This window comes from Pseudomonas sp. GNP013 (assembly GCF_054343995.1).
The window spans coordinates 1,270,370-1,293,277 of the sequence record NZ_JBTGUT010000001.1; the positions used below are offsets into that span (position 1 = coordinate 1,270,370).

Here is a 22,908-nt window from a genome sequence, read left to right on the forward strand (position 1 = left end):
AGCTTCTTGCAATACCGCCTGCAAGTCGCCTCCTGGCGTCAAAAGTTTGCTTTACGTTACGAGGAATACCGGTGGTGGATCGCTCTCAAATGTTCGGCACGGCCCGTACGACCCTGACTGACCTTTCGCGGGGCAATCTGGGTGTGCCGTTGTTGTTGCTGGTGATGCTGGCAATGATGATGTTGCCGATGCCGCCGTTTCTGCTCGACGTGTTCTTCACCTTCAACATCGCGTTGTCCGTGGTCGTGTTGCTGGTGTGCGTATACGCGCTGCGGCCGCTGGATTTCGCCGTGTTCCCCACCATCCTGCTGGTGGCGACCCTGCTGCGGCTGGCGCTGAACGTTGCGTCCACCCGTGTGGTGATGCTGCACGGCCAGGACGGCCATGCCGCCGCCGGCAAGGTGATCCAGGCATTCGGTGAGGTGGTGATCGGCGGTAACTACGTGGTCGGTATCGTGGTGTTCGCGATCCTGATGATCATCAACTTCGTGGTCGTGACCAAAGGTGCCGGGCGTATTTCCGAGGTGAGCGCGCGCTTTACCCTCGACGCCATGCCCGGCAAGCAGATGGCAATCGACGCCGACCTCAACGCCGGCCTCATCGACCAGAACCAGGCCAAGTCCCGCCGCCTGGAAGTGGCCCAGGAAGCCGAGTTCTACGGTTCCATGGACGGTGCGAGCAAATTTGTGCGTGGCGACGCCATCGCCGGCCTGCTGATTCTGTTCATCAACCTCATCGGCGGCATGGCCGTGGGTATCTTCCAGCACGGCATGACCTTCGGCGATGCCGGCAAGGTGTACGCCTTGCTGACCATCGGTGACGGTTTAGTGGCGCAATTGCCATCACTGTTGTTATCCACAGCAGCAGCCATCATGGTGACCCGTGCTTCGGGTTCCGAAGACATGGGCAAGCAGATCAGCCGGCAGATGTTTGCCTCGCCCAAGGCCCTGGCCGTGGCGGCGGGCATCATGGCGATCATGGGGATCGTGCCGGGCATGCCCCACGTGTCGTTCCTGACCATGGCGGCCCTGGCGGGTGGCGGTGCCTACCTGTTCTGGAAAAAACAGAACGCGGTCAAGGTGCAGGCCCTGCAAGAGGTGGCGCGCCAGCAGGAATTGCTGCCATCCCCGGCCCGCGCCCAGGAAACCAAGGAGCTGGGCTGGGATGACGTGACCCCGATCGACATGATCGGTCTGGAAGTCGGCTACCGCCTGATTCCTCTGGTGGACCGCAACCAGGGTGGCCAGTTGCTCGCGCGGATCAAGGGTGTGCGCAAGAAGTTGTCCCAGGACCTGGGCTTCCTGATGCCTACCGTGCACATCCGTGACAACCTCGACCTGGCCCCCAGCGCCTACCGCCTGACCCTGATGGGCGTGATTCTCGCCGAAGCCGAGATTTACCCGGACCGTGAGCTGGCGATCAACCCGGGCCAGGTGTTCGGCAGCCTTAACGGCATCACCGCCAAAGATCCGGCTTTTGGCCTGGACGCGGTGTGGATCGAAGTCAGCCAGCGCAGCCAGGCGCAATCGCTCGGTTACACCGTGGTGGACGCCAGCACCGTAGTTGCTACCCACCTCAACCAGATCCTCTACAAACACTCCCACGAGCTGATCGGCCACGAGGAAGTCCAGCAATTGATGGGGTTGCTGGCCAAGGCCTCGCCAAAACTCGCCGAAGAGCTGGTGCCGGGCGTGCTCTCGTTGTCGCAGCTGCTCAAGGTGCTGCAAGCGCTGCTGGCCGAACAGGTACCGGTACGCGACATTCGCAGCATTGCCGAGGCTATCGCCAACAACGCTGCCAAGAGTCAAGATACCGCCGCGCTGGTGGCTTCGGTGCGCGTCGGATTGTCCCGCGCAATCGTGCAAAGCATTGTAGGGCTTGACTCCGAGCTGCCTGTTATCACCCTGGAGCCAAGGTTGGAACAGATTTTGCTCAATAGTATTCAGAAGGCAGGATTAGGCCAGGAAGAGGGCGTTCTGCTGGAGCCAAGCATGGCTGAAAAACTGCAGCGTTCGTTGATCGACGCCGCACAGCGCCAGGAAATGCAGGGCCAACCGGTGATTCTGCTGGTGGCAGGCCCGGTCCGAGCGATGTTGTCGCGGTTTGGACGCCTGGCAGTACCGAATTTGCACGTGTTGGCTTACCAGGAAATTCCTGACAATAAGCAAGTGACTATCGTCGCGACAGTAGGGCCCAACGGCTGAGGTAGTGGGTTATGCAAGTGAAGCGTTTTTTCGCCGCCGATATGCGTCAGGCCATGAAACTGGTGCGTGATGAGCTGGGCGCCGATGCTGCCATTATCGGCAACCGCCGCATCGCCGGCGGTGTGGAGCTGACGGCTGCCCTGGATTACACCCCCCAGGCCCTGGCGCCACGCGTGCCGAACATGGAACTCGAAGACGAGCTGCGCAAAACCGCCTCGCGCATTGTGTCGGCCCAGGCCGAGCTGAGCATGCGCGGCGACAGCGACACCACCACCAATCGCCAGCTGTTCGCCGGCCTGCCGCTGACCGCTGCCGAGCCGCTGGTGGAGCCGACTTTCGTTGAGCCGCCGCGTCCTGCCGCACCGGCCCCGGCTGCTGCCGTCGACCAGCGCGTCTTCGATTCGATGCGCTTTGAACTCAACGGCCTGCGCGAACTGCTCGAAGTACAACTGGGCTCGCTGGCCTGGAACCAGTTGCAAGGCAGCAAGCCGCAACAGGCCAACCTGTGGCGTCGCCTGCAACGCATCGGCCTGTCCGGTCCGCTGTCGCGCGACCTGCTGGCGCTGACCGGCAACATCGAGGAGCCCCGTCAGGCCTGGCGCATGTTGCTGGCGCACCTGGCGCGGATGATCGCCACCCCGGAAATCGAACCCCTCGAAGAGGGCGGTGTGATCGCCATGGTTGGCCCTGCCGGCATGGGCAAAACCACCACCCTGGCCAAGCTGGCCGCCCGTTACGTGCTCAAGTACGGCGCCAACAACATCGCGCTGGTGAGCATGGACAGCTACCGTATCGGCGCCCAGGAACAGCTCAAGACCCTCGGCCGCATTCTCAATGTGCCGGTGACCCACGTCGACCCGGGCCAGTCCCTGGCCAACGCCCTCGACCCGCTGCTGCGCAAGCGCGTGGTGCTGATCGACACCGCCGGCCTGCAAGCCAGCGACCCGGCGTTGCGCATGCAGCTGGAAAGCCTGGCCGGCCGTGGGATCAAGTCGAAAAATTACCTGGTGCTTGCAACCACCAGCCAGAAACAGGTTCTTACCGCTGCGTATCACAGTTACAAGCGCTGCGGTCTGGCCGGCTGCATCCTCACCAAGCTCGACGAAACCGCGAGCCTGGGCGAAGTGCTGAGCCTGGCAATCAGTCATGAATTACCGGTCGCCTACCTGACCGACGGCCCGCGAATCCCGGATGATCTGCATCTGCCGCGTCGTCATCAGTTGGTCAGCCGTGCCGTGAGTGTGCAAATGCAAGACGAGCCTAGCGAGGAAGCGATGGCTGATATGTTCGCCGACCTTTACCACAACCCGGCAAAACGGGTCGGTTGAGGCAGGATGAACACCGTGAAATGTACCTACATCGATGGTCTGCAAGCGATTCAAGCGGCCAAGCCATGTAGCCTGCGTCTAAGCAAGACAAGGTAAAGAAATAAAATGGGCAGCATGCATCCCGTACAGGTGATCGCGGTGACCGGCGGCAAAGGTGGCGTCGGGAAAACTAACGTGTCAGTGAATTTGTCCCTGGCCCTGGCAGAGCTTGGCCGTCGCGTCATGCTGCTGGACGCTGACCTGGGCCTGGCGAACGTGGACGTTCTGCTGGGGCTGACCCCCAAACATACCCTTGCCGATGTGATCGAAGGGCGCTGTGAGCTGCGCGATGTGCTGCTGCAGGGGCCCGGCGGGATCCGCATCGTGCCGGCTGCCTCCGGCACCCAGAGCATGGTGCACCTGAGCCCGGCGCAGCATGCCGGCCTGATCCAGGCGTTCAGCGATATCGGCGACAACCTCGACGTATTGGTGATCGACACCGCCGCCGGCATCGGCGAGTCCGTGGTCAGCTTTGTGCGCGCCGCGCAGGAAGTGCTGCTGGTGGTGTGCGACGAGCCCACTTCGATCACCGACGCCTACGCCCTGATCAAACTGCTTAACCGTGACTACGGCATGAACCGCTTCCGCGTGCTGGCCAACATGGCCCAGAGCCCGCAGGAAGGGCGCAACCTGTTCGCCAAGCTGACCAAGGTCACGGATCGTTTTCTCGATGTCGCCCTGCAATACGTTGGCGCAGTTCCCTACGACGAATGCGTGCGCAAGGCTGTGCAAAAACAGCGTGCGGTCTACGAAGCATTCCCGCGTTCCAAGTGTGCGCTGGCATTCAAGGCGATTGCCCAGAAGGTCGATACCTGGCCGCTGCCCGCCAACCCGCGTGGGCATCTGGAGTTCTTCGTCGAGCGATTGGTGCATCAGACAAGCGCGGGTCCTGTGCTATGACATCCAGCGGCTACAACCTCTATAAAAAATCGGCACGCGACAGCCAGGGCGAATTGATCGAGCGCTATGCGCCGCTGGTCAAGCGCATTGCCTATCACCTGCTGGCACGCCTTCCGGCCAGTGTGCAGGTCGAAGACCTGATCCAGGCCGGCATGATCGGCCTGCTCGAAGTGTCGACCAAGTACGACGCGAGCAAGGGCGCCAGTTTCGAGACGTATGCGGGTATTCGCATACGTGGCGCGATGCTCGATGAAGTGCGTAAAGGGGATTGGGCGCCGCGTTCGGTGCACCGCAATACGCGGATGGTCAGTGACGCAATTCGCTCAATTGAAGCAAAAACCGGTCGCGACGCTAAAGATCACGAAGTTGCGGCCGAACTCCAATTGAGTCTCGATGATTATTACGGGATTTTGAACGATACCTTGGGCAGCCGCCTGTTCAGTTTCGACGACCTGTTGCAGGACGGCGAACACGAAGGGCTGCACGAGGACGGCGCGAGTGCGCATATGGAACCGTCACGCGACCTGGAAGATGAACGTTTCCAGGGCGCACTGGCGGAAGCCATTGCCAACTTGCCGGAGCGTGAGCGCCTGGTCCTGGCGCTGTACTACGACGAAGAGCTGAACCTCAAGGAAATCGGTGAGGTCCTGGGGGTCAGCGAATCGCGTGTCAGCCAGTTGCATAGCCAGTGCGCAGCCCGTTTGCGGGGGCGTTTGGGAGAGTGGCGCGCGCGCTGACAGGCAGTGTGGGGACACTGCAGACGATACCGCGAGGGTCACGACCTTCGCGGGGTCGACCCGTGGTGGACCGGCAGTCCTTTTTGTGTAACGCCTGTTGATTGAAATGGCGCGTCCAGGTGCTGGGCGCGTTTAAGACTGCTTGGAGGTCGAATTGGACAAGAACATGAAAATCCTCATCGTTGATGACTTCTCAACGATGCGGCGGATCATAAAAAACCTGTTGCGTGACCTTGGGTTCACCAACACGGTCGAGGCGGACGACGGCATTACGGCGATTCCGATCCTCAACAGCGGCAGCATCGACTTTCTGGTAACCGACTGGAACATGCCGGGCATGACTGGCATCGACTTGTTGCGCCATGTGCGCGCCGACGAAAAGCTGCGCAGCCTGCCTGTACTGATGGTGACCGCCGAAGCCAAGCGTGAACAGATTATCGAAGCCGCCCAGGCCGGGGTAAACGGTTACGTGGTCAAGCCATTCACTGCATTGGCGCTAAAAGAGAAGATCGAAAAAATCTTCGAACGCATCCACGGCTAATGCCATCGCGGGGGAGCTATGGAGCATAAAGAAACAACATTGGGCGATTTTGAGTCGACCCTGAAAAAACATGCTCACCAGTTGGTCGACAGCCTTGAAAAAGGTCATTTCGGCGACGCGGTGCAGTTGATCCATGAGCTTAACCAGACCCGTGACCGCGGCCTGTACCAGGAAGTGGGCAAGCTCACGCGCGAGCTGCACAGTGCGATCGTCAATTTCCAGATTGACCCGCACATGCCCCAGGCCGAAGAAATTTCGCAGATCACCGACGCCACCGAACGCCTGTCCTATGTGGTCAAGCTGACCGAAGCGGCGGCTAACCGCACCATGGACCTGGTGGAAAACGCCACGCCTCTGGTCAATGGCATGGCCACCGAGGCTCAAGCGCTTAGCCACGACTGGGGCCGCTTCATGCGTCGCGAAGTCGGTGCTGAAGAGTTTCGTGAACTGGCCCGTCGGGTCGACGGTTTTCTGTCGCGCAGCGAACAGGAAAACCGCACGGTGGCGAGCAACCTCAACGATATTTTGCTGGCCCAGGATTACCAGGACCTCACCGGTCAAGTGATCAAGCGCGTGACCCAACTGGTCACCGAAGTGGAAAGCAACCTGCTCAAACTGGTGCTCATGGCCGGGCAGGTCGATCGTTTTGCCGGCATCGAACATGACCGCGCGGCGATCCTCTCGGAAAAAGATCCACAAAAACATCTCGCCAAGGGTGAAGGTCCGCAGATTCATGCCGATAAACGTGAAGACGTTGTGTCAGGTCAGGATGATGTCGATGACCTGTTATCCAGTTTAGGCTTCTAAGGAGCACCCACATGAGCTTCGGCGCCGATGAAGAAATCCTTCAGGATTTCCTTGTAGAGGCCGGCGAAATTTTAGAGCAACTGTCCGAACAACTGGTCGAGCTGGAAAGCCGACCGGATGATGCGAACCTGCTCAATGCAATTTTTCGCGGTTTTCACACTGTAAAAGGGGGCGCCGGCTTCCTCCAGCTCCATGAGCTGGTTGAGTGCTGCCACATCGCCGAGAACGTGTTCGACATCCTGCGCAAGGGTGAACGGCAGGTCGACTCGGAGTTGATGGACGTGATTCTCGAAGCACTGGATGCGGTCAACGGCATGTTCAGCGAAGTGCGTGAACGTGCCCCGATCACCGCCGCCACTCCGGAACTGCTGGCCGCCCTGGCGCGCCTGGCAGAGCCGGCTGCCGAGGCGCCGGCTGTACAAGCTGCACCTGCGCCGGTGGCCGAGCCTGAGCCCGAGGCGGATGTCACCGACAGCGAGTTCGAACAGTTGCTCGATTCGCTCAACGCCGTGAAGGCCGAGGCCGAAGCACCGCAGACGCCACAGCCAGCGGTTGCTGCACCTGCCGCGCCAACCAGCGAAGACATCACCGACGCCGAGTTCGAATCGCTGCTCGACCAGTTGCATGGCAAGGGTCAGTTCGCTGCCGACGCCGTGGCACCGGTCGCCGCGCCGCCCGCAGCCGCAGCGAGCGCCAGCACCGATATCACCGATGACGAATTCGAAGCCTTGCTCGATCAATTGCACGGCAAGGGCACCTTTGCTGTCGATGCCTTGCCGGAAGTCGCCGCGACGGCGCCTGCCGCCGCGCCAGCCGCTCCGGCAGCCAGCGCAGCACCGGCCGGCGACGGGTTGATCAGCGATCACGAATTCGAGGCGTTGCTCGACGAATTGCACGGCAAGGGCAAGTTCACCGAAGTGGCCCCGGCCGCAGCGGCGACTGCTGCGCCTGTGGCCGCCAAATCTGCACCTGCACCTGCACCGGCAGCCGCTCCAGCCGCCAAGCCCGCACCGGCACCTGCCGCAGCACCTGCACGCGCCCCGGCTGCCGCCGTGGCCGAAAAGCCGGTCACCACCGAAGCCGAGACCACCGTACGGGTAGACACCGCGCGCCTGGACGACATCATGAACATGGTGGGCGAACTGGTGCTGGTGCGTAACCGCCTGGTGCGCCTGGGCCTGAGCAGTGGCGACGAAGCCATGCAAAAGGCCGTGTCGAACCTCGACGTGGTCACCGCCGACCTGCAGACCGCGGTGATGAAAACGCGCATGCAGCCGATCAAGAAAGTCTTTGGCCGCTTCCCGCGTCTGGTTCGCGACCTGGCACGCCAGCTCAAGAAAGAAATCAACCTGGAACTGGTGGGCGAAGAAACCGACCTCGACAAGAACCTCGTCGAGGCCCTGGCCGACCCGTTGGTCCACTTGGTGCGCAACGCCGTCGACCACGGCGTGGAAACCCCTGAAGAACGTGAAGCGGCAGGCAAGTCGCGCAACGGCAAGGTGATTCTGGCGGCCGAGCAGGAGGGCGATCATATCCTGCTGTCGATCACCGACGACGGCAAAGGGATGGACCCGGCAATCCTGCGCAATATCGCAGTCAAGCGTGGCGTGATGGACAAGGACGCCGCCGACCGCCTCACCGACACCGAGTGCTACAACCTGATCTTCGCTCCGGGCTTCTCGACCAAGACCGAGATTTCCGACGTGTCGGGCCGTGGCGTCGGCATGGACGTGGTAAAGACCAAGATCAGCCAGCTCAACGGCTCGATCAACATCTACTCGACCAAGGGCCAGGGCTCCAAGATCGTCATCAAGGTGCCGCTGACCCTGGCGATCATGCCGACCCTGATGGTGATGCTGGGCAACCAGGCGTTCGCCTTCCCGCTGGTCAACGTCAACGAGATCTTCCACCTCGACCTGTCGCGCACCAACGTGGTCGACGGCCAGGAAGTGGTGATCGTGCGCGACAAGGCCCTGCCGCTGTTCTACCTCAAGCGCTGGCTGGTGGCGTCGGCCAAGCATGAAGAACAACGTGAAGGCCACGTGGTGATCCTGTCCGTGGGCACCCAGCGCATCGGCTTTGTGGTCGATCAGTTGGTGGGCCAGGAAGAGGTGGTGATCAAACCATTGGGCAAAATGCTGCAGGGGACCCCGGGCATGTCGGGCGCGACTATCACCGGTGACGGTCGGATCGCGCTGATTCTCGATGTTCCGAGCATGCTCAAGCGTTACGCCGCACGGCGTATTTGATTTTGGTGGGGCTCAGGCGGTAACGCCCGCCCCACCTAACGGAGTGTTTATGGTAGTCAAGGTCCTGGTGGTGGACGATTCGGGTTTCTTCCGCCGCCGCGTCTCGGAAATTCTTTCCGCCGATCCAAGCATCCAGGTGGTCGGCACGGCCACCAACGGCAAAGAGGCGATTGACCAGGCAATTGCGTTGAAGCCGGACGTGATCACCATGGACTACGAGATGCCGATGATGGACGGCATCACGGCCGTGCGCCATATCATGCAACGCTGCCCCACCGCGGTATTGATGTTCTCCTCGCTGACCCACGAAGGCGCCCGAGTGACCCTTGACGCGCTGGACGCCGGCGCGGTGGATTTTTTGCCGAAGAATTTCGAAGACATCTCGCGCAACCCCGAGAAGGTCAAGCAGATGCTGTGCGAAAAGGTGCACAGCATTGCGCGCAGTAACCGTCGCAGCCTGTCCAGCGCACCTGCGCCGACACCGGCGGCCGCACCAGTTGCCCCAGCAGGTTCCTCGTTCAACCGCCCGGCACCTGCGCCGACGGCCCGGCCTGCATCCGCCGCACCGGCCCGTAACCCTGCGCCCGCCGCGCATGCGCATTCACCGGCGCCCAAGCGCAAGGCCTACAAGCTGGTCGCCATCGGCACCTCCACCGGCGGCCCGGTGGCCCTGCAACGGGTGTTGACCCAACTGCCGGCCAACTTCCCGGCGCCCATCGTGCTCATCCAGCACATGCCCGCTGCGTTCACCAAGGCATTCGCCGAGCGCCTGGACAAGCTGTGCCGCATCAGCGTCAAGGAAGCCGAGGATGGCGACATCCTGCGTCCTGGCCTGGCGCTGCTGGCCCCGGGAGGCAAGCAGATGATGGTGGACGGGCGTGGCGCGATCAAAATCCTGCCGGGCGATGAGCGCCTCAACTACAAGCCGTGCGTGGACATCACCTTTGGCTCCGCCGCCAAATCCTACGGCGACAAGGTTCTGGCGGTGGTGCTCACCGGCATGGGCGCCGACGGCCGTGAAGGCGCACGCCTGCTCAAGCAGGGCGGCAGCGCCATCTGGGCCCAGGACGAAGCCAGCTGCGTGATCTATGGCATGCCCATGGCCATCGTCAAAGCCGACCTCGCCGACGCCGTCTACAGCCTGGACGACATTGGCCGGCATCTGGTGGAGGCCTGTCTCTGATGGATGTGTTGAGCCTGATCGGCATCACCCTGGCTTTTGTCGCAATCATTGGCGGCAACTACCTGGAGGGCGGCCACCTTGGCGCCCTGGCCAACGGCCCGGCGGCGTTGATCGTGATCGGCGGCACCGTGGGCGCGGCTTTGCTGCAGGCGCCCTTGAGTTCGTTCAAGCGCGCCATGCAGATTCTGGTGTGGATCATTTTTCCGCCGCGTGTGGACCTGGCCGGCGGCGTCGACCGCGTGGTCAACTGGAGCCTCACTGCGCGCAAGGAAGGCTTGCTGGGTCTGGAAGGCGTGGCCGATGCCGAGCCCGACAGCTACGCACGCAAAGGTCTGCAACTGCTGGTTGACGGCGCCGAGCCGGAGGCGATCCGCAGCATCCTGGAAGTGGATTTCTACACCCAGGAAAGCCGCGATATCAACGCCGCCAAAGTTTTTGAAAGCATGGGCGGCTACGCGCCGACCATCGGCATCATCGGTGCGGTGATGGGCCTGATCCATGTGATGGGCAACCTCGCCGATCCGTCGCAACTGGGCAGCGGGATTGCCGTGGCGTTCGTCGCCACCATTTATGGTGTGGCCAGTGCCAACCTGGTGCTGCTGCCGGTGGCGAGCAAACTCAAGTCGATTGCCCTGCGCCAGTCCCGTTATCGCGAAATGTTGCTCGAAGGCATCCTGTCGATTGCCGAGGGCGAGAACCCGCGTTCCATCGAATTGAAGCTTCAGGGCTTCATGGATTGATGGGGGGAGTTGCCAGTGAGCCGTCGTCGCCGCGAGCCTGAAGAACACGTCAATCATGAACGCTGGCTGGTGTCCTACGCGGACTTCATCACCTTGCTGTTCGCGTTTTTCGTGGTGATGTATTCGATCTCGTCAGTCAACGAAGGCAAGTACAAAATCCTTTCCCAGGCGCTGGTGGGCGTGTTCAACGACACGGATCGTGCGCTCAAGCCAATTCCCATTGGCGACGAGCGGCCCAAGACCGTAACCCCGGCCAAGCCGCTGGTCAACGACAGCGACGAGACCGCTGCGGGCATAGGCGGTACCAGCGACCCGTTGAAAAGCATCGCGGATGACATCAGCGCAGCGTTCGGCGACCTGATCAGCTCCAACCAGATGACCGTGCGCGGCAATGAACTGTGGGTGGAAATCGAACTCAACTCCAGCCTGTTGTTCGCCAGTGCCGATGCCATACCCAGCGATCAGGCGTTCAACATCATCGACAAGGTGGCGGCGATCCTCAAGCCGTTTGACAACCCGATTCATGTGGAAGGCTTCACCGACAACCTGCCGATCAACACCGCGCAGTACCCGACCAACTGGGAGCTGTCGTCGGCACGCGCGGCGAGCATCGTGCGCATGCTCGCCATGCAGGGTGTGAACCCCGGACGCCTGGCATCGGTGGGTTATGGCGAGTTCCAGCCGGTGGCCAACAATGCCACGGTGCAGGGCCGCGCGCGCAACCGCCGTGTGGTGCTGGTGGTATCACGCAACCTGGATGTACGCCGCAGCCTCACGGGCACCGGCACTGCAAATGCAACACCGGATGCCGCGTTGAAGCGCGCTGGCACACAAACTGCACCGCCAGCGGTTAAGCCGCCGGTTCGACAGGGCTCCGTCAATTCCCCGTCGCCGGCTCACTAATTTTATGCACTGTCTCGGTCGCGCCATTGCCTGCCGGGAGGAACCAACCGAATGAGAGTCTGGGCAGTTGCCAATCAAAAAGGTGGAGTCGGCAAGACCACCACCTCCATCGCGTTAGCCGGCTTGCTGGCCGAGGCGGGCAAGCGTGTGGTCGTGGTCGATCTGGACCCTCACGGCTCGATGACCAGCTATTTCGGCTACGACCCGGATGCGCTGGAACACAGCTGCTACGACCTGTTCCTGCACAAGGGCAGCGTGCCGGCCGACTTGCCGGGGCAATTGCTGCTGCCCACCAGTAACGAGAGCATTTCCCTGCTGCCGTCCAGTACCGCGCTGGCCACCCTTGAGCGACAGTCTCCGGGGCAGAGCGGCCTGGGCCTGGTGATCGCCAAGACCCTGGCGCAGCTGTGGCAGGAATTCGACTACGCGATCATCGACAGCCCGCCGTTGCTCGGTGTGCTGATGGTCAACGCCCTGGCGGCCAGTCAGCAGCTGGTGATTCCGGTGCAGACCGAACACCTGGCCGTCAAAGGCCTGGAGCGCATGGTGAGCACCCTGGCGATGATCAACCGCTCGCGCAAACAACCGTTGCCCTACAGCATCGTGCCGACCCTGTTCGACCGGCGTACCCAGGCATCGCTCGGCACCTTGCGCGTGTTGCGCGACGGCTACCCGGATGCGATCTGGAACGGCTACATCCCGGTGGACACGCGCCTGCGTGACGCCAGCCGCGCGGGGCTCACGCCGTCGCAGTTCGACGGCAAGAGCCGTGGCGTGCTGGCCTACCGTGCGTTGCTCAAGCACCTGTTGTCGCAGCAACTTGTGGCGCAGGTGGCATGATGAACCGACCTGTCGACTTCAAGCTCAAGACCCGGCCGCAGTTGGCACTCGAGTCCTATCTGGATGCCTTGCTGCAGGAAGCGACCGCCGAAGAATTGCCGGAGCCGATCCTGGTGCTCGAACCGGCCCCTGCGGTGCAAGCTCCGTTGGACGAGTTCCAGTTGGCGGTGCTGGAAGAACAGGCGCGCGACGCGCAGGTGGTGGTGCCGATTGTTCCGCTGCCGGTGGTGGCTGCGCCGGCGGTGGTCGAGCCCGTGGTCGAAGTGCACCTGCCGCCGAGCATCACACCGCCGACGGTGCGTGGCGACGAGCGCCCGGCCTGGGCCGCGGAGCCGTTCGAATGCCTGCTGTTCGACGTCGCCGGCCTGACGCTGGCGGTGCCGCTGGTATGCCTGGGCTCGATCTATTCGCTCGAAGGCCAGGAGTTGACGCCGCTGTTCGGGCAACCGGAGTGGTTCCTCGGTATCCTGCCGAGCCAGGCTGGCAACCTCAAGGTGCTCGACACCGCGCGCTGGGTGATGCCCGATCGCTACCGCGACGACTTCCGCCAGGGCTTGCAATACGTGATCTCGGTGCAGGGCTACGAGTGGGGGCTGGCGGTGCATCAAGTCAGCCGCTCGTTGCGCCTGGACCCGAACGAAATCAAATGGCGCAGCCACCGTGGCCAACGGCCGTGGCTGGCGGGCACCGTGATCGAACACATGTGCGCGTTGCTTGACGTCGCCGAACTGGCCGAGTTGATCGCCAGCGGTGCGGTCAAGACGATGGCGCAGAATAAACGCAGTTGATTGAACAATAAGGGCTGCGCGCAAGTGCGGTCAGGCAAGTACACACGCCGTGTCTACGGTATTTGAAGGGGTCAGAGAAATGAACAAGTCAGCGTCCGCACAAGGTTTGGATGATCCGATCCTGCAATGGGTTACCTTCAAACTGGACAACGAGTCCTACGGCATCAACGTGATGCGCGTGCAGGAAGTCCTGCGCTACACCGAGATCGCGCCGGTCCCGGGTGCGCCCAGCTACGTGCTGGGTATCATCAACCTGCGCGGCAACGTGGTGACGGTGATCGACACCCGCCAGCGTTTCGGCCTGGTGCCGACCGAGGTCAACGACAACACGCGTATCGTCATCATTGAAGCCGACAAGCAAGTGGTCGGGATCATGGTCGACAGCGTGGCCGAAGTGGTCTACCTGCGCCAATCGGAAGTGGAAACCGCGCCGAACGTGGGTAACGAAGAATCCGCCAAGTTCATCCAGGGCGTGTGCAACAAGAACGGCGAACTGCTGATTCTGGTTGAACTGGACAAGATGATGAGCGAGGAAGAGTGGTCGGATCTGGAGAACATCTGATTGTTCTTTGAAGCCTTGGTGATTGTCCTGGCCCTGCTGTGGGCCGGGACGGTGGCGTTCGTGCTGCGTTATATGCGCCAGCAACGGGAGCTGGCCCTGCAACAGGCCGAGCGGGATGCGCTGCGCGAGCGGCGTATTCTCGACCTGGTCCGGCGGGTGGATCACTACCAGCAGAGTGCGGTGAGGGTGGGGGATGAGGTGCATGAACTGCGCGCGATCCTGGCGCCGATCCCGGACAAGCTGGAGCAGCTTGAGCAGCGCGACCCGGCGAATCTGTCGTTTGCCCAGGCGGCGAGGTTGGTCGGCATGGGGGCGACGGTGGATGAGCTGACGCAGTCGTGCGGGTTGACCCAGGCTGAGGCGCAGTTGATGAGCAAGTTGCACAAGAGCTAGCTTTGGGGTTGGAGTGCCTGGCTTTTGTGGGAGGGGGCTTGCTCCCGATGGCGGCTTTTTGTGTACATATCCATTTCTTTTGTAATGGCGGCTATTGGTTCCGCCCTTACGGCGGGTCACTTTTTGAAGAGCGCAAAAAGTAACCAAAAACGCTTTGCCCCACCACTCGGCACCTCGCTCAAGCCTGCGTGCGGCCAGCGTGGTTGACGGGGCGCCTGAGATCAAGATCAAAAGCCAAAGCAAAGCAGAGCAAAAGCAGGTGATATCCATCAGACCAATGGAGATCCAACTGTGGGAGGGGGCTTGCTCCCGATAGCAGTGTGTCAGCTACACATAAGTTGACTGACCCACCGCCATCGGGAGCAAGCCCCCTGCCACATTTTATACAGCGTTCGGGCACACCGATCCTGGGCGAGGTGCCGAGTGTTGGGGCAGGAGCCCTTTGCTTGCTTTGGGGCTTTTTCTATAGCGCGGATCCGCCAGCAGCCGTTACCTGAATAACGGATAGGTCCCCAATCTGCCTGTCTCACCCAAACTCGCCATCATCAAAAAATCGCGCCAACCCCGGTAAACCAATCCCCCTCGACAAAGGTCACATCCCTCATGCACCTTCAACTCCCGGAGTAACCCACCAATGACCACCCCCAAAGCGCTGTTGATTCTCCACGGCAAGCAAGCCCTCAACGAGGACGTGCGCAGCGCCGTGAACGCCAGGCGCGAGCTGGGCTGGGAACTGGCGGTTCGGGTGACGTGGGAGGGCGGCGATGCACGGCGCCTGGTCGATGAAGCGCTGGCTGGCGGCTACACCCACATCATCGCCGGCGGTGGCGACGGTACCTTGCGCGATGTGGCCGAAGCCATGGCTCAGTCCAAGGCGCAGGCCAGCCTGGTGCTGATGCCCCTCGGCACCGCCAATGACTTCGCCAAGGCCGCGGGTGTGCCCCAGGAGCCGGCCCAGGCCCTGGCGCTGCTGGATACGCCGCCCAGGGCGATTGACCTCGGTCAGGTGGGCGGGCAGATCTTCCTCAACATGGCCACCGGCGGCTTCGGCAGCCAGGTCACCGCCAACACCTCAGAAGACCTGAAAAAAGTCCTCGGTGGTGCCGCCTACCTGTTCACCGGCCTCACGCGCTTCAGCGAGTTGAAGGCTGCCTATGCCGAGCTGGACGGGCCGGATTTCCACTGGCAGGGCGAGCTGCTGGCGCTGGGGATCGGTAACGGTCGGCAGGCGGGCGGTGGGCATGAGCTGTGCCCCGAGGCGATGGCCGATGACGGCCTGCTCGACGTCAGCATCCTCCCGGCGCCCCAGGAAGTGGTTGGCACACTGCGCGAGCTGATGAACAACGGCTGGGGCCTGGACGCGATGTTTGTGCGGGCGCGGCTGCCATGGGTGCAGATCAGGCAGGCGAGAGAGCTTTACATCAACCTCGACGGTGAGCCGCTCAGCGGCGATGACCTGCGCTTCGAGGCGTTGCCCAAGGCCCTGCGCGTGCACCTGCCGAAGGATTCTCCGCTAGTCGTCCAGGCTGATAATCTGCTCGCGCACGGCGAATAACACCAACCCCGCCACGTCGAAGATCTGCAGCCGCTTCATGATCTGCGAGCGGTGCGCTTCGATGGTCTTGATACTCAGGCCCAGGCCATGGGCAATTTCGCGGGTGGACTTGCCGCGCACGATCAGGCGCAGGATTTCCAGCTGCCGCGCGGTGAGCGTGTGGCTCGGCACGGCAGCCGAAGCTGCGCCCTGGCTGCGCACCAGCGCCTGGTTGATCACGGTGTGGGCGATGGCCGGGCTCAGGTAGCGCTCGTTGTTGCACAGCGCGCGCAGGGCGTGTTCCAGCTCGGTGGCGGTGGTGTCCTTGAGCAGGTAGCCATGGGCGCCGGACTCCAGCGCACACATGATCATCTCCGGGTCGGTGTGCATCGACAGAATCAACACCTTGCTCCTGGGATACTCACCCTTGAGCTGCTGCAGGGCATCGAGGCCACCTGTGTGTTTCATCGACAGGTCCAGCAGCACGATGTCCGGTTGCAGGGCGCCGAACCGCTCCAGCAACTGTGCGCCATCGCTGGCTTCGCCGATCACCGCGTAGCCGGGAATATCCGTGATCAGCGCACGCACGCCGGCCCTGATCAGCGCGTGGTCATCCACCAGGAGTACGTTGCAGGTCACTCGATAACCTTCGGGCGACTGGCGCGTTCGAGGGCGCGTGGCGCCCAGGGGAACAGCGCGTCGATGCGGGTGCCTTTGCCTGGCTGGCTGCTCACCGCCAGTGTGCCTCCCAGTTGGTCGATCCGCTCACACATGCCGGCCATGCCGCGTTGTCCTTCAAGAGCAGGGTTGCTGGCGGGGGAGAAGCCCTGGCCGTCGTCGCTGATCACCAGCGACAGGCCTTCGGGCAGGCGTTGCAGGCGTACCAGCAGATTGTGCGCCTGGGCATGGCGCAGCATGTTGGTGACCGCTTCCTGGGTAATGCGAAAGGCCGCCACGGCCATTTCTTCCGGGATGCCGGTTAGCCGTTGCTGGCATTCCAGGCTCCAGTGCACCGGGGTGTTTGCCAGGGTCTTGAGCAGATGCGCCCGCAGGCTGGCTTCCAGGCCCAGGCTGGACAATTGGCGCGGGTTGAGAATCGCGGACACGTCGCGCACCTTGGCCAGGGTTTCATTCAGGGTGTTGCACAGCACCGTGCATTGACCCTGCAGCTCGTCCGGCAGGCGGCGCTGCAGCCATTCGCTTTGCAGCTTGGCGGCGGTGAGCAATTGGCCGATATCGTCGTGCAGTTCGCGGCTGAGGCGGTGGCGTTCGTTTTCCTGTACCTGCAGCAGGCGCTCGGCAAGTTCCTGAGGTTGGAACCTGATGGCCTTGCGTGATTTCCATTGCTGCAGGCCGACCACCAGCACTATCGCCAGGTTCAGCAGCAGCACCGCCAGCGGCAGTGGGAGGGAGCGGCTGTAGGCCCACACGCTCAGCGACAGCGAGCCAAGGCACAGCACGAGGACCATGCGGCGTGCATTGCTGCGCGAAACAGACCTGGCGATAAGTGACTTGAGGCTGGCGTACATAGCGAATGGAGCCAATGAAGTTGAGTCTTCGAGCGGCGCATAGTACCACCACTATTACCGTTGGTCGCCAAGCGCATGACGTCGCCTGGCCCGTTCAGGCCAATGGCCGGGGCGGCAGTTTCGACAGGCAGGAAAGGGCGTTGCGGTGTTCAGGTGCGTGTGTATCGTCAGGGCCATTCAAGGCCAATCGATCTCTTTTTCGCTGGCACGTAAAGTTCAAATGGCGACGGTTCGCGTCGTTAACGGATATAAGCCCGGCTGCAACTCAGGCGCTGTGGTGCAAACGTTGCTGCGGTTTATAACTGAAGTTCTTCTGCGGAATCTGCAGGGAGGCGGTTGCGATCAGCGTAGTTTGTTCAGTTTCGTCCAATTGCAGTCGGCCAGTGCGAGCATCTATCAGTTCGAGTTGCCAGGCCAGTAATGTCAGGCAATCGTGCAGGGCCGCCAAGGCCTGATCATGCAGTTGCAACGGGTTTTCGGCATTGGCGATCAGGTGCTGAATGTGCCGCGAAAACTCGCTAATCCCCTGCAGGGCCAGGCTGTCGGCTTTTTCTGCGAGCGTGCTGAGACTGCTTTCCATGCAGTCGATGGCGTCACTGTCGTTGCGAATCATGTGCAGGTGGCTCAAGCACTCTTCGGACTTGGCCAGCAGTTTTTCAGCCTCCTGCTGAAACAGGGAAAGTGCAACTTGCCATTCGTTAGCGTCGTTCATCATGCAAGTCTCCACAACGTAAGGTCGGGTGGTGAGATGCCGCACTGGGTGAATGGCTTAAAACTAACGCTGAAATATGACTGAGATCTGTAGGCAGCTTCCGATATTTTGGTAGGAAGTTTATTTAAAGACGTGCCGCAGACCTGCGTGCCGAATGCAGTCGAGTTCATTCGCAGCGCTTCGGTTGCCGTCGGGTTTACGTCTGAGAGGCCTTTGGGCCGAGGGCTGGCGATGGCGAGCAAAGGCCTGACTCCATTCATGCAATGAGAATGGCGTCACATTAATGGCTATTAGATATCGCGAATATCAGGTCACGCCTGATTGCGCCTAGGGGAACCCCTTACGCGACGGAACCTCGCGTGGTTTTGAGGGTCGCGTTGCGTCGTTGTCATGCCGTATGGAGGCACCGACGAAGTAAAGCATGATATCAGTGTGACATCAATGCGTTTAAATGGCATTTTACAGGGTCAAGGTCTGGCGCCCGCCGCCGATAACCAATCTTAAGCGAACAGCACAATCCCTCAGCGCACCAGGAGCTTTCAATGGCCGGCATTCTCGACTCGGTAGATCAACGCACGCAACTGGTGGGTGAGAACCGCCTGGAGATCCTCATGTTTCGCCTGGCCGGGCGGCAACTGTTCGCGATCAACGTGTTCAAGGTTCAGGAAGTGCTGCAACTGCCCAAGCTGACCCTGATGCCCCAGCGTCATCCGTTCGTGTGCGGCGTGGTCAACCTGCGTGGTCAGACGCTGCCGGTCATCGACCTGTCCCAGGCCATCGGCATGCGTCCGCTGGTTCCGGGTCCGAACAGCACCATCATCGTCACCGAGTACAACCGCTCGGTGCAGGCATTCCTGGTGGGTGGCGTCGACCGCATCGTCAACATGAACTGGGAAGCCATCCTGCCGCCGCCGACCAGCGCCGGGCGCCAGCACTACCTCACGGCCATCAGCAAGGTCGATGACCAGTTGGTGGAAATCATCGACGTGGAAAAAGTGCTGGCCGAAATCGTGCCGTACAACGCCAAGGTTTCCCGCGAAAAACTCGAAGACCCGGTGCTCGAGCGCGCCCGTGGCCGCGAAGTGCTGCTGGTGGACGACTCCAACGTCGCCCTGTCGCAACTGCGCGACACCCTGGGCCAGCTCGGCATGAAAATGCACATTGCCAGCGATGGTCTCAAGGCGCTGAACATGCTCAAGGGCTGGGCCGACAGCGGCCAGGTGATGACCGACAAACTGCTGATGATCTTCACCGACGCCGAAATGCCCGAGATGGACGGCTACCGCCTCACCACCGAGATCCGCAACGATCCGCGCCTGCGGGAGCTTTACGTGGTGCTGCACACCTCGCTGTCGGGCAGCTTCAACGACTCCATGGTGAAGAAGGTCGGCTGCGACAATTTCCTCTCCAAATTCCAGCCGGACAAGCTGGTGGATGTGGTGCGTCAACGCCTGATGCTGGACGAAGTGTCGGCTTGACCTTAGGGTGACGGCTTTGCCCCTCAGGAAAGCAGGCTCATGCTTCGTCTCAGCGCGTTGTACCGTTACCCCTTGAAGTCCGGCAGGGCGGACGCCTTGCAGCACATCGGCCTGGATAAACTCGGGCTGCAGGGGGATCGACGCTGGATGCTGGTGGACGAAGCCAGCGGGCGATTCCTCACGCAGCGGGCGGTGGCGAAAATGAGCCAGTTGTCGGCGCTGTACAATCCTGCCGGCGGCCTCTCCCTGAGCTCGCCGGGCTACGCCACGCTGGACGTGGCGCTGCCCGACAGCGCGGCTGAACTGCGCGGCATCACTATCTGGCGCGACACCTTGCGCGTGCCGGATGCAGGCGACGCAGCCGCCCGCTGGGCCAGTGAATTCATCGGCAAGCCGACGCGCCTGGTGTACATGCCGCTGGAGCGTGCGCGCGCTACCGATGCCGGCTTCGGCAAGGACACCGATCAGGTGGGCTTTGCCGACGGCTACCCGCTGCTGTTGATCGGTCAGGCGTCCCTCGACGATTTATCCGCGCGCATCGGCCGCCCCATGCCAATGCTGCGTTTTCGTCCCAACCTGGTGATCGAGGGCGCCGAAGCCTTTGCCGAGGACGGCTGGAAACGCCTGCGCATCGGCGATATCGAATGTCGCGTGGTCAAGCCCTGCTCGCGCTGCATCCTCACTACCATCGACCCGCAGACCGGCGAGCGCAGCGCCGACCGCGAGCCTTTCGCAACGCTTGAAACCTATCGCAAGACCGAGAACGGCGCGATGTTCGGCCAGAATCTGGTCAACGATGGCGTCGGTGAGTTGGCGGTCGGGATGCCGGTGACAGTGCTGGAATAAAAAATGCCCGTCTCGCTGGAGACGGGCATTTTTTCAAGCCGTAACGCTTAGCCGCGGTATTCGCACAGGTAAGCGGTGTCGACGGCGACCTTGAGGTGGAACTTGCTGTTGGCCGGCACGTTGAAGCGGGTGCCGGCCGCGAAGGTTTCCCAGTCGCTGGCGTCCGGCAGCTTGACGCTCAGGGCGCCGGACACCACGTGCATGATTTCGCGCTGGGCGGTGCCGAATTCGTATTCACCCGGGGCCATGACGCCGATGGTCGCCGGACCTTCTGCGGTGCCGAAGGCGATCGACTTGACGGTGCCGTCGAAGTACTCGTTGACTTTGAACATGGGCGAATCCTCGCAAAAGGGGTCTGGAAAGGTCGGCCAGTATGCCCAACGCCGCAGTAGCTGCCTAGACCGGCAAAATCAGCGGCAGCAGGCGCGCGGTGTTGCGTGCATCCTCCAGTGCCCGGTGCTGCTGGCCAAGGAACTGCATGCCGGCCAATTGCAGGGCGCCGTTGAGCCCCAGCGGTTTGTCCAGGCGCCGGGCCTTGGCGAAGCGCTGTTTGAGGTTCACGTGCAGTGTCTGGGCGAGTGCGCTGACCAGGCCATGGCGCTGCCATTCGAGCTCCAGCTGCGCGCGATCATAGTCACCCCAGCTGGCCCAACCTTCCAGGCGCGATTGATGCTGGCCCAGCCAGCGTTCGAACAGCGGCCACACCTCGGTGATCGGCGCAGCAGCGTCGATATTCGCCTGGGTGATGTGGGTGAGCTGGCGGCAAAAGGGCGTCAGCAGTGGCCGGCGCAACGGCCGTACAAAACGCTGGAAATGATCCAGCTCGCGGCCCTGGCGGTTGACCAGGCTCGCGCCGATTTCGATGACTTCCATCTCCGTCACGGGCCAGCCGCCTTCATCCGTCGTGGCTTCAAGGTCAATAATCAGCCAATGAGGCATGGTGCAGGTTCCCGTACTGTTCCCGTCCTGATGGGGATAGAGCGTAGCCCGGGCCTGTAGTTCCGCGCTGCTTTTCGATTAAGGCCCGGACTCGGGTTTGCCCGGGCAAGCGCGGCGGGCGGTGCGCTACGCCGATGGAGACGCAAACTATTAATTTGCCAGTACAAAGTTGTCTCCGCGGACAAAAACGCCTAGCTTATCGCCATCAGAGAATCGAACGGTGTGTGCCTTGATGTTTTCGCCATGGCGGCTGGCTGCAGGACTGACTTTATGGGCACTGGGCACCGCAGGGTGGGCGCAGACCAATCCTGCGCAAGTGGTCAGGATCGGCGCCGCGCATTTCCCGCCCTACACCGTACGCCCCGAGCAGGGCGCCGACACCGGCCTGCTGCCTCAATTGATCGAAGCCCTGAATGCCACGCAGGCCGACTACCGCTTTGTGCTGGTGCCCACCTCGATCCCCCGGCGTTTTCGCGACCTTGAGCAAGGCCGGATCGACATGGCCATCTTCGAGAATCCCGACTGGGGCTGGCAGGAAATCCCCCATACCACCGTCGACATGGGCCTGGAAGATGCCGAGGTGTTCGTCGCCCAGCGACAGTCCGGGCGCGACCAGGACTATTTCGCCGACCTCAAGGGCAAGCGCCTGGCGGTGTTCAGTGGCTACCACTACGCCTTTGCCAACTTCAACCCTGACCCCAGGTTCATGGCCGAGCAGTTCAACGCGACGTTGACCTACTCCCACGACAGCAACCTGCTGATGGTCGCGCGCGGCAGGGCGGATATCGCGCTGGTGACGCGCTCCTACCTGAGTGATTTTCTGGTGCGCAATGCCGACATGGCCGGGCAATACCTGGTCTCCGAACGCGTTGATCAGGTGTATCACCACTACGCACTGCTGCGCCCGAACGCGCCGATCAGCGGGGAAGCGTTCGCCGAGTTGCTCAAGCGCCTGCGCGACAGCGGCCAGCTGTTGAAGATTTTCGAGCCGTATCGCATCGACGTGATGCCAGCGCACTGAAGCGAAAGACAATCAAAATGTGGAAAGGGGCAAGCCCCCTTCCACATGAATGCGTGTCGTCTATCAGACCCGGCGCGCAAACGTATCGCTATGGCTGCCCGACACCTTGCGGCAATGCACCAGCGCGTCGCGGATCATGAAGTTCACCAGCGTCGGCGAAACCCCCAGTTCCTTGGCGATATCCTTTTGCGGCACGCCGTGCAGGCGGTACATCTCGAACGCGTAGCGGGTGCGCTGGGGCAGCTCCGTCAGGGCGTCGGCGATGTTTTCCAGGGTGTTGAAATTGATATGCGAGGTTTCCGGTGACGCGCCGTGAATCACCACATTCAGGCCTTCCTCTTCGGTTCCCGAATATTTGAGCTCCAGCGCCTGCTTGCGATAGTGATCGATGGCCAGGTTGCGCACGATCTGGAACAGGTAACTCAACTGGGCCTTGAACGATGACGTGATCGTCGGCGCCGATTGCAGTCGGAAGTAAGCGTCCTGCACCACGTCCTCGGCCCGGGAGCGGCACCCGGTGATACGCGCTGCGATCTTCACCAGAATCAGCCGATTGTCGACAAAGGCCTGGAGAAGCGGTGAGTCGCACCGGCCTGAGAATACTTGTTCCGTCATGGAAATCACCTGACTGCTGA

General features: G+C 61.8%; 24 protein-coding genes. 18 read left to right on the forward strand and 6 right to left on the reverse strand.

Annotated elements, in window-relative coordinates:
• Window positions 1-89 precede the first annotated feature (89 nt).
• The 15 genes from flhA to yegS all read left to right on the forward strand — a co-directional run bounded on the left by flhA (window position 90) and on the right by yegS (window position 15,769).
• Window positions 90-2,204: a flagellar biosynthesis protein FlhA gene (gene flhA, locus ACXX81_RS05800; protein WP_245229258.1), complete on the forward strand. Its 2,115-nt coding sequence runs from the start codon at window positions 90-92 to the stop codon at window positions 2,202-2,204.
• An 11-nt stretch (window positions 2,205-2,215) separates the two neighbouring features.
• Entirely contained in the window at window positions 2,216-3,532 is a 1,317-nt protein-coding gene (gene flhF / locus ACXX81_RS05805; protein WP_209983437.1) for a flagellar biosynthesis GTPase FlhF, read from the forward strand.
• 105 nt (window positions 3,533-3,637) lie between these two features.
• Window positions 3,638-4,471: a flagellar synthesis regulator FleN gene (fleN, locus tag ACXX81_RS05810; RefSeq protein ID WP_003192912.1), complete on the forward strand. Its 834-nt coding sequence runs from the start codon at window positions 3,638-3,640 to the stop codon at window positions 4,469-4,471.
• A complete protein-coding gene (gene fliA / locus ACXX81_RS05815) occupies window positions 4,468-5,208 on the forward strand; it encodes an RNA polymerase sigma factor FliA (RefSeq protein WP_057008163.1) in 741 nt (246 codons plus the stop codon). The genes fleN and fliA overlap by 4 nt, the downstream gene beginning before the upstream one ends.
• 166 nt (window positions 5,209-5,374) lie before the next feature.
• Window positions 5,375-5,749: a chemotaxis response regulator CheY gene (locus tag ACXX81_RS05820; RefSeq protein ID WP_015885173.1), complete on the forward strand. Its 375-nt coding sequence runs from the start codon at window positions 5,375-5,377 to the stop codon at window positions 5,747-5,749.
• Between the two features lie 18 nt (window positions 5,750-5,767).
• Complete coding sequence (locus ACXX81_RS05825) at window positions 5,768-6,556, forward strand: protein phosphatase CheZ (protein ID WP_209983435.1); 789 nt, start codon at window positions 5,768-5,770, stop codon at window positions 6,554-6,556.
• 11 nt (window positions 6,557-6,567) lie between these two features.
• Window positions 6,568-8,805 carry a chemotaxis protein CheA gene (locus ACXX81_RS05830; RefSeq protein ID WP_458571346.1) on the forward strand — a complete coding sequence of 746 codons (2,238 nt, stop codon included), beginning with the start codon at window positions 6,568-6,570 and terminating at the stop codon, window positions 8,803-8,805.
• A gap of 49 nt (window positions 8,806-8,854) precedes the next feature.
• The gene (locus ACXX81_RS05835; protein WP_209983431.1) at window positions 8,855-9,988 is read left to right on the forward strand and encodes a protein-glutamate methylesterase/protein-glutamine glutaminase; all 1,134 of its coding nucleotides are present in this window, start codon (window positions 8,855-8,857) and stop codon (window positions 9,986-9,988) included.
• Complete coding sequence (locus tag ACXX81_RS05840) at window positions 9,988-10,728, forward strand: flagellar motor protein (protein WP_003236851.1); 741 nt, start codon at window positions 9,988-9,990, stop codon at window positions 10,726-10,728. The genes ACXX81_RS05835 and ACXX81_RS05840 overlap by 1 nt, the downstream gene beginning before the upstream one ends.
• A 15-nt stretch (window positions 10,729-10,743) precedes the next feature.
• Complete coding sequence (gene motD / locus ACXX81_RS05845) at window positions 10,744-11,631, forward strand: flagellar motor protein MotD (RefSeq protein ID WP_209983429.1); 888 nt, start codon at window positions 10,744-10,746, stop codon at window positions 11,629-11,631.
• 51 nt (window positions 11,632-11,682) lie between these two features.
• Window positions 11,683-12,471: a ParA family protein gene (locus ACXX81_RS05850; protein ID WP_003236847.1), complete on the forward strand. Its 789-nt coding sequence runs from the start codon at window positions 11,683-11,685 to the stop codon at window positions 12,469-12,471.
• On the forward strand, window positions 12,471-13,259 hold the full coding sequence (locus tag ACXX81_RS05855; protein WP_209983427.1) for a CheW domain-containing protein: 789 nt from the start codon (window positions 12,471-12,473) through the stop codon (window positions 13,257-13,259). Before ACXX81_RS05850 ends, ACXX81_RS05855 begins: the two co-directional genes overlap by 1 nt.
• Before the next feature lie 79 nt (window positions 13,260-13,338).
• Complete coding sequence (locus ACXX81_RS05860; protein ID WP_003236843.1) at window positions 13,339-13,821, forward strand: chemotaxis protein CheW; 483 nt, start codon at window positions 13,339-13,341, stop codon at window positions 13,819-13,821.
• Window positions 13,822-14,214 carry a DUF2802 domain-containing protein gene (locus tag ACXX81_RS05865; RefSeq protein WP_209983424.1) on the forward strand — a complete coding sequence of 131 codons (393 nt, stop codon included), beginning with the start codon at window positions 13,822-13,824 and terminating at the stop codon, window positions 14,212-14,214. It abuts the gene before it with no gap.
• 634 nt (window positions 14,215-14,848) lie between these two features.
• The gene (gene yegS / locus ACXX81_RS05870) at window positions 14,849-15,769 is read left to right on the forward strand and encodes a lipid kinase YegS (RefSeq protein WP_458571347.1); all 921 of its coding nucleotides are present in this window, start codon (window positions 14,849-14,851) and stop codon (window positions 15,767-15,769) included.
• On the opposite strand, the gene ACXX81_RS05875 is transcribed toward yegS, so the two are convergent.
• The 3 genes from ACXX81_RS05875 to ACXX81_RS05885 form a co-directional block, all read right to left on the reverse strand.
• Window positions 15,728-16,387: a response regulator transcription factor gene (locus tag ACXX81_RS05875; protein WP_209983420.1), complete on the reverse strand. Its 660-nt coding sequence runs from the start codon at window positions 16,385-16,387 to the stop codon at window positions 15,728-15,730. The two genes, yegS and ACXX81_RS05875, sit on opposite strands and share 42 nt — an antisense overlap.
• Window positions 16,384-17,277, reverse strand: coding sequence for a sensor histidine kinase (locus ACXX81_RS05880; RefSeq protein WP_209990434.1), 894 nt, complete (start codon window positions 17,275-17,277; stop codon window positions 16,384-16,386). Before ACXX81_RS05880 ends, ACXX81_RS05875 begins: the two co-directional genes overlap by 4 nt.
• A 265-nt stretch (window positions 17,278-17,542) precedes the next feature.
• Window positions 17,543-17,992 (reverse strand): hypothetical protein, encoded by a 450-nt coding sequence (locus tag ACXX81_RS05885; RefSeq protein ID WP_209983418.1) that lies wholly within the window; start codon window positions 17,990-17,992, stop codon window positions 17,543-17,545.
• Between the two features lie 539 nt (window positions 17,993-18,531).
• Here ACXX81_RS05885 and ACXX81_RS05890 point away from each other — a divergent pair.
• The gene (locus ACXX81_RS05890; protein WP_209983416.1) at window positions 18,532-19,467 is read left to right on the forward strand and encodes a chemotaxis protein CheV; all 936 of its coding nucleotides are present in this window, start codon (window positions 18,532-18,534) and stop codon (window positions 19,465-19,467) included.
• A 39-nt stretch (window positions 19,468-19,506) separates the two neighbouring features.
• A complete protein-coding gene (locus ACXX81_RS05895) occupies window positions 19,507-20,313 on the forward strand; it encodes an MOSC domain-containing protein (protein ID WP_458571348.1) in 807 nt (268 codons plus the stop codon).
• Between the two features lie 47 nt (window positions 20,314-20,360).
• On the opposite strand, the gene ppnP is transcribed toward ACXX81_RS05895, so the two are convergent.
• Window positions 20,361-20,645: a pyrimidine/purine nucleoside phosphorylase gene (gene ppnP / locus ACXX81_RS05900; RefSeq protein WP_209983410.1), complete on the reverse strand. Its 285-nt coding sequence runs from the start codon at window positions 20,643-20,645 to the stop codon at window positions 20,361-20,363.
• Between the two features lie 64 nt (window positions 20,646-20,709).
• Window positions 20,710-21,252, reverse strand: coding sequence for a 3'-5' exonuclease (locus tag ACXX81_RS05905; RefSeq protein WP_209983409.1), 543 nt, complete (start codon window positions 21,250-21,252; stop codon window positions 20,710-20,712).
• 232 nt (window positions 21,253-21,484) lie between these two features.
• On the opposite strand from ACXX81_RS05905, the gene ACXX81_RS05910 reads away from it, so the two are divergent.
• Window positions 21,485-22,273, forward strand: coding sequence for a substrate-binding periplasmic protein (locus ACXX81_RS05910; RefSeq protein WP_458571349.1), 789 nt, complete (start codon window positions 21,485-21,487; stop codon window positions 22,271-22,273).
• A gap of 63 nt (window positions 22,274-22,336) precedes the next feature.
• Here ACXX81_RS05910 and ACXX81_RS05915 read toward each other — a convergent pair whose 3' ends face one another.
• On the reverse strand, window positions 22,337-22,888 hold the full coding sequence (locus ACXX81_RS05915; RefSeq protein ID WP_209983405.1) for an RNA polymerase factor sigma-70: 552 nt from the start codon (window positions 22,886-22,888) through the stop codon (window positions 22,337-22,339).
• Between the last annotated feature and the right edge of the window lie 20 nt (window positions 22,889-22,908).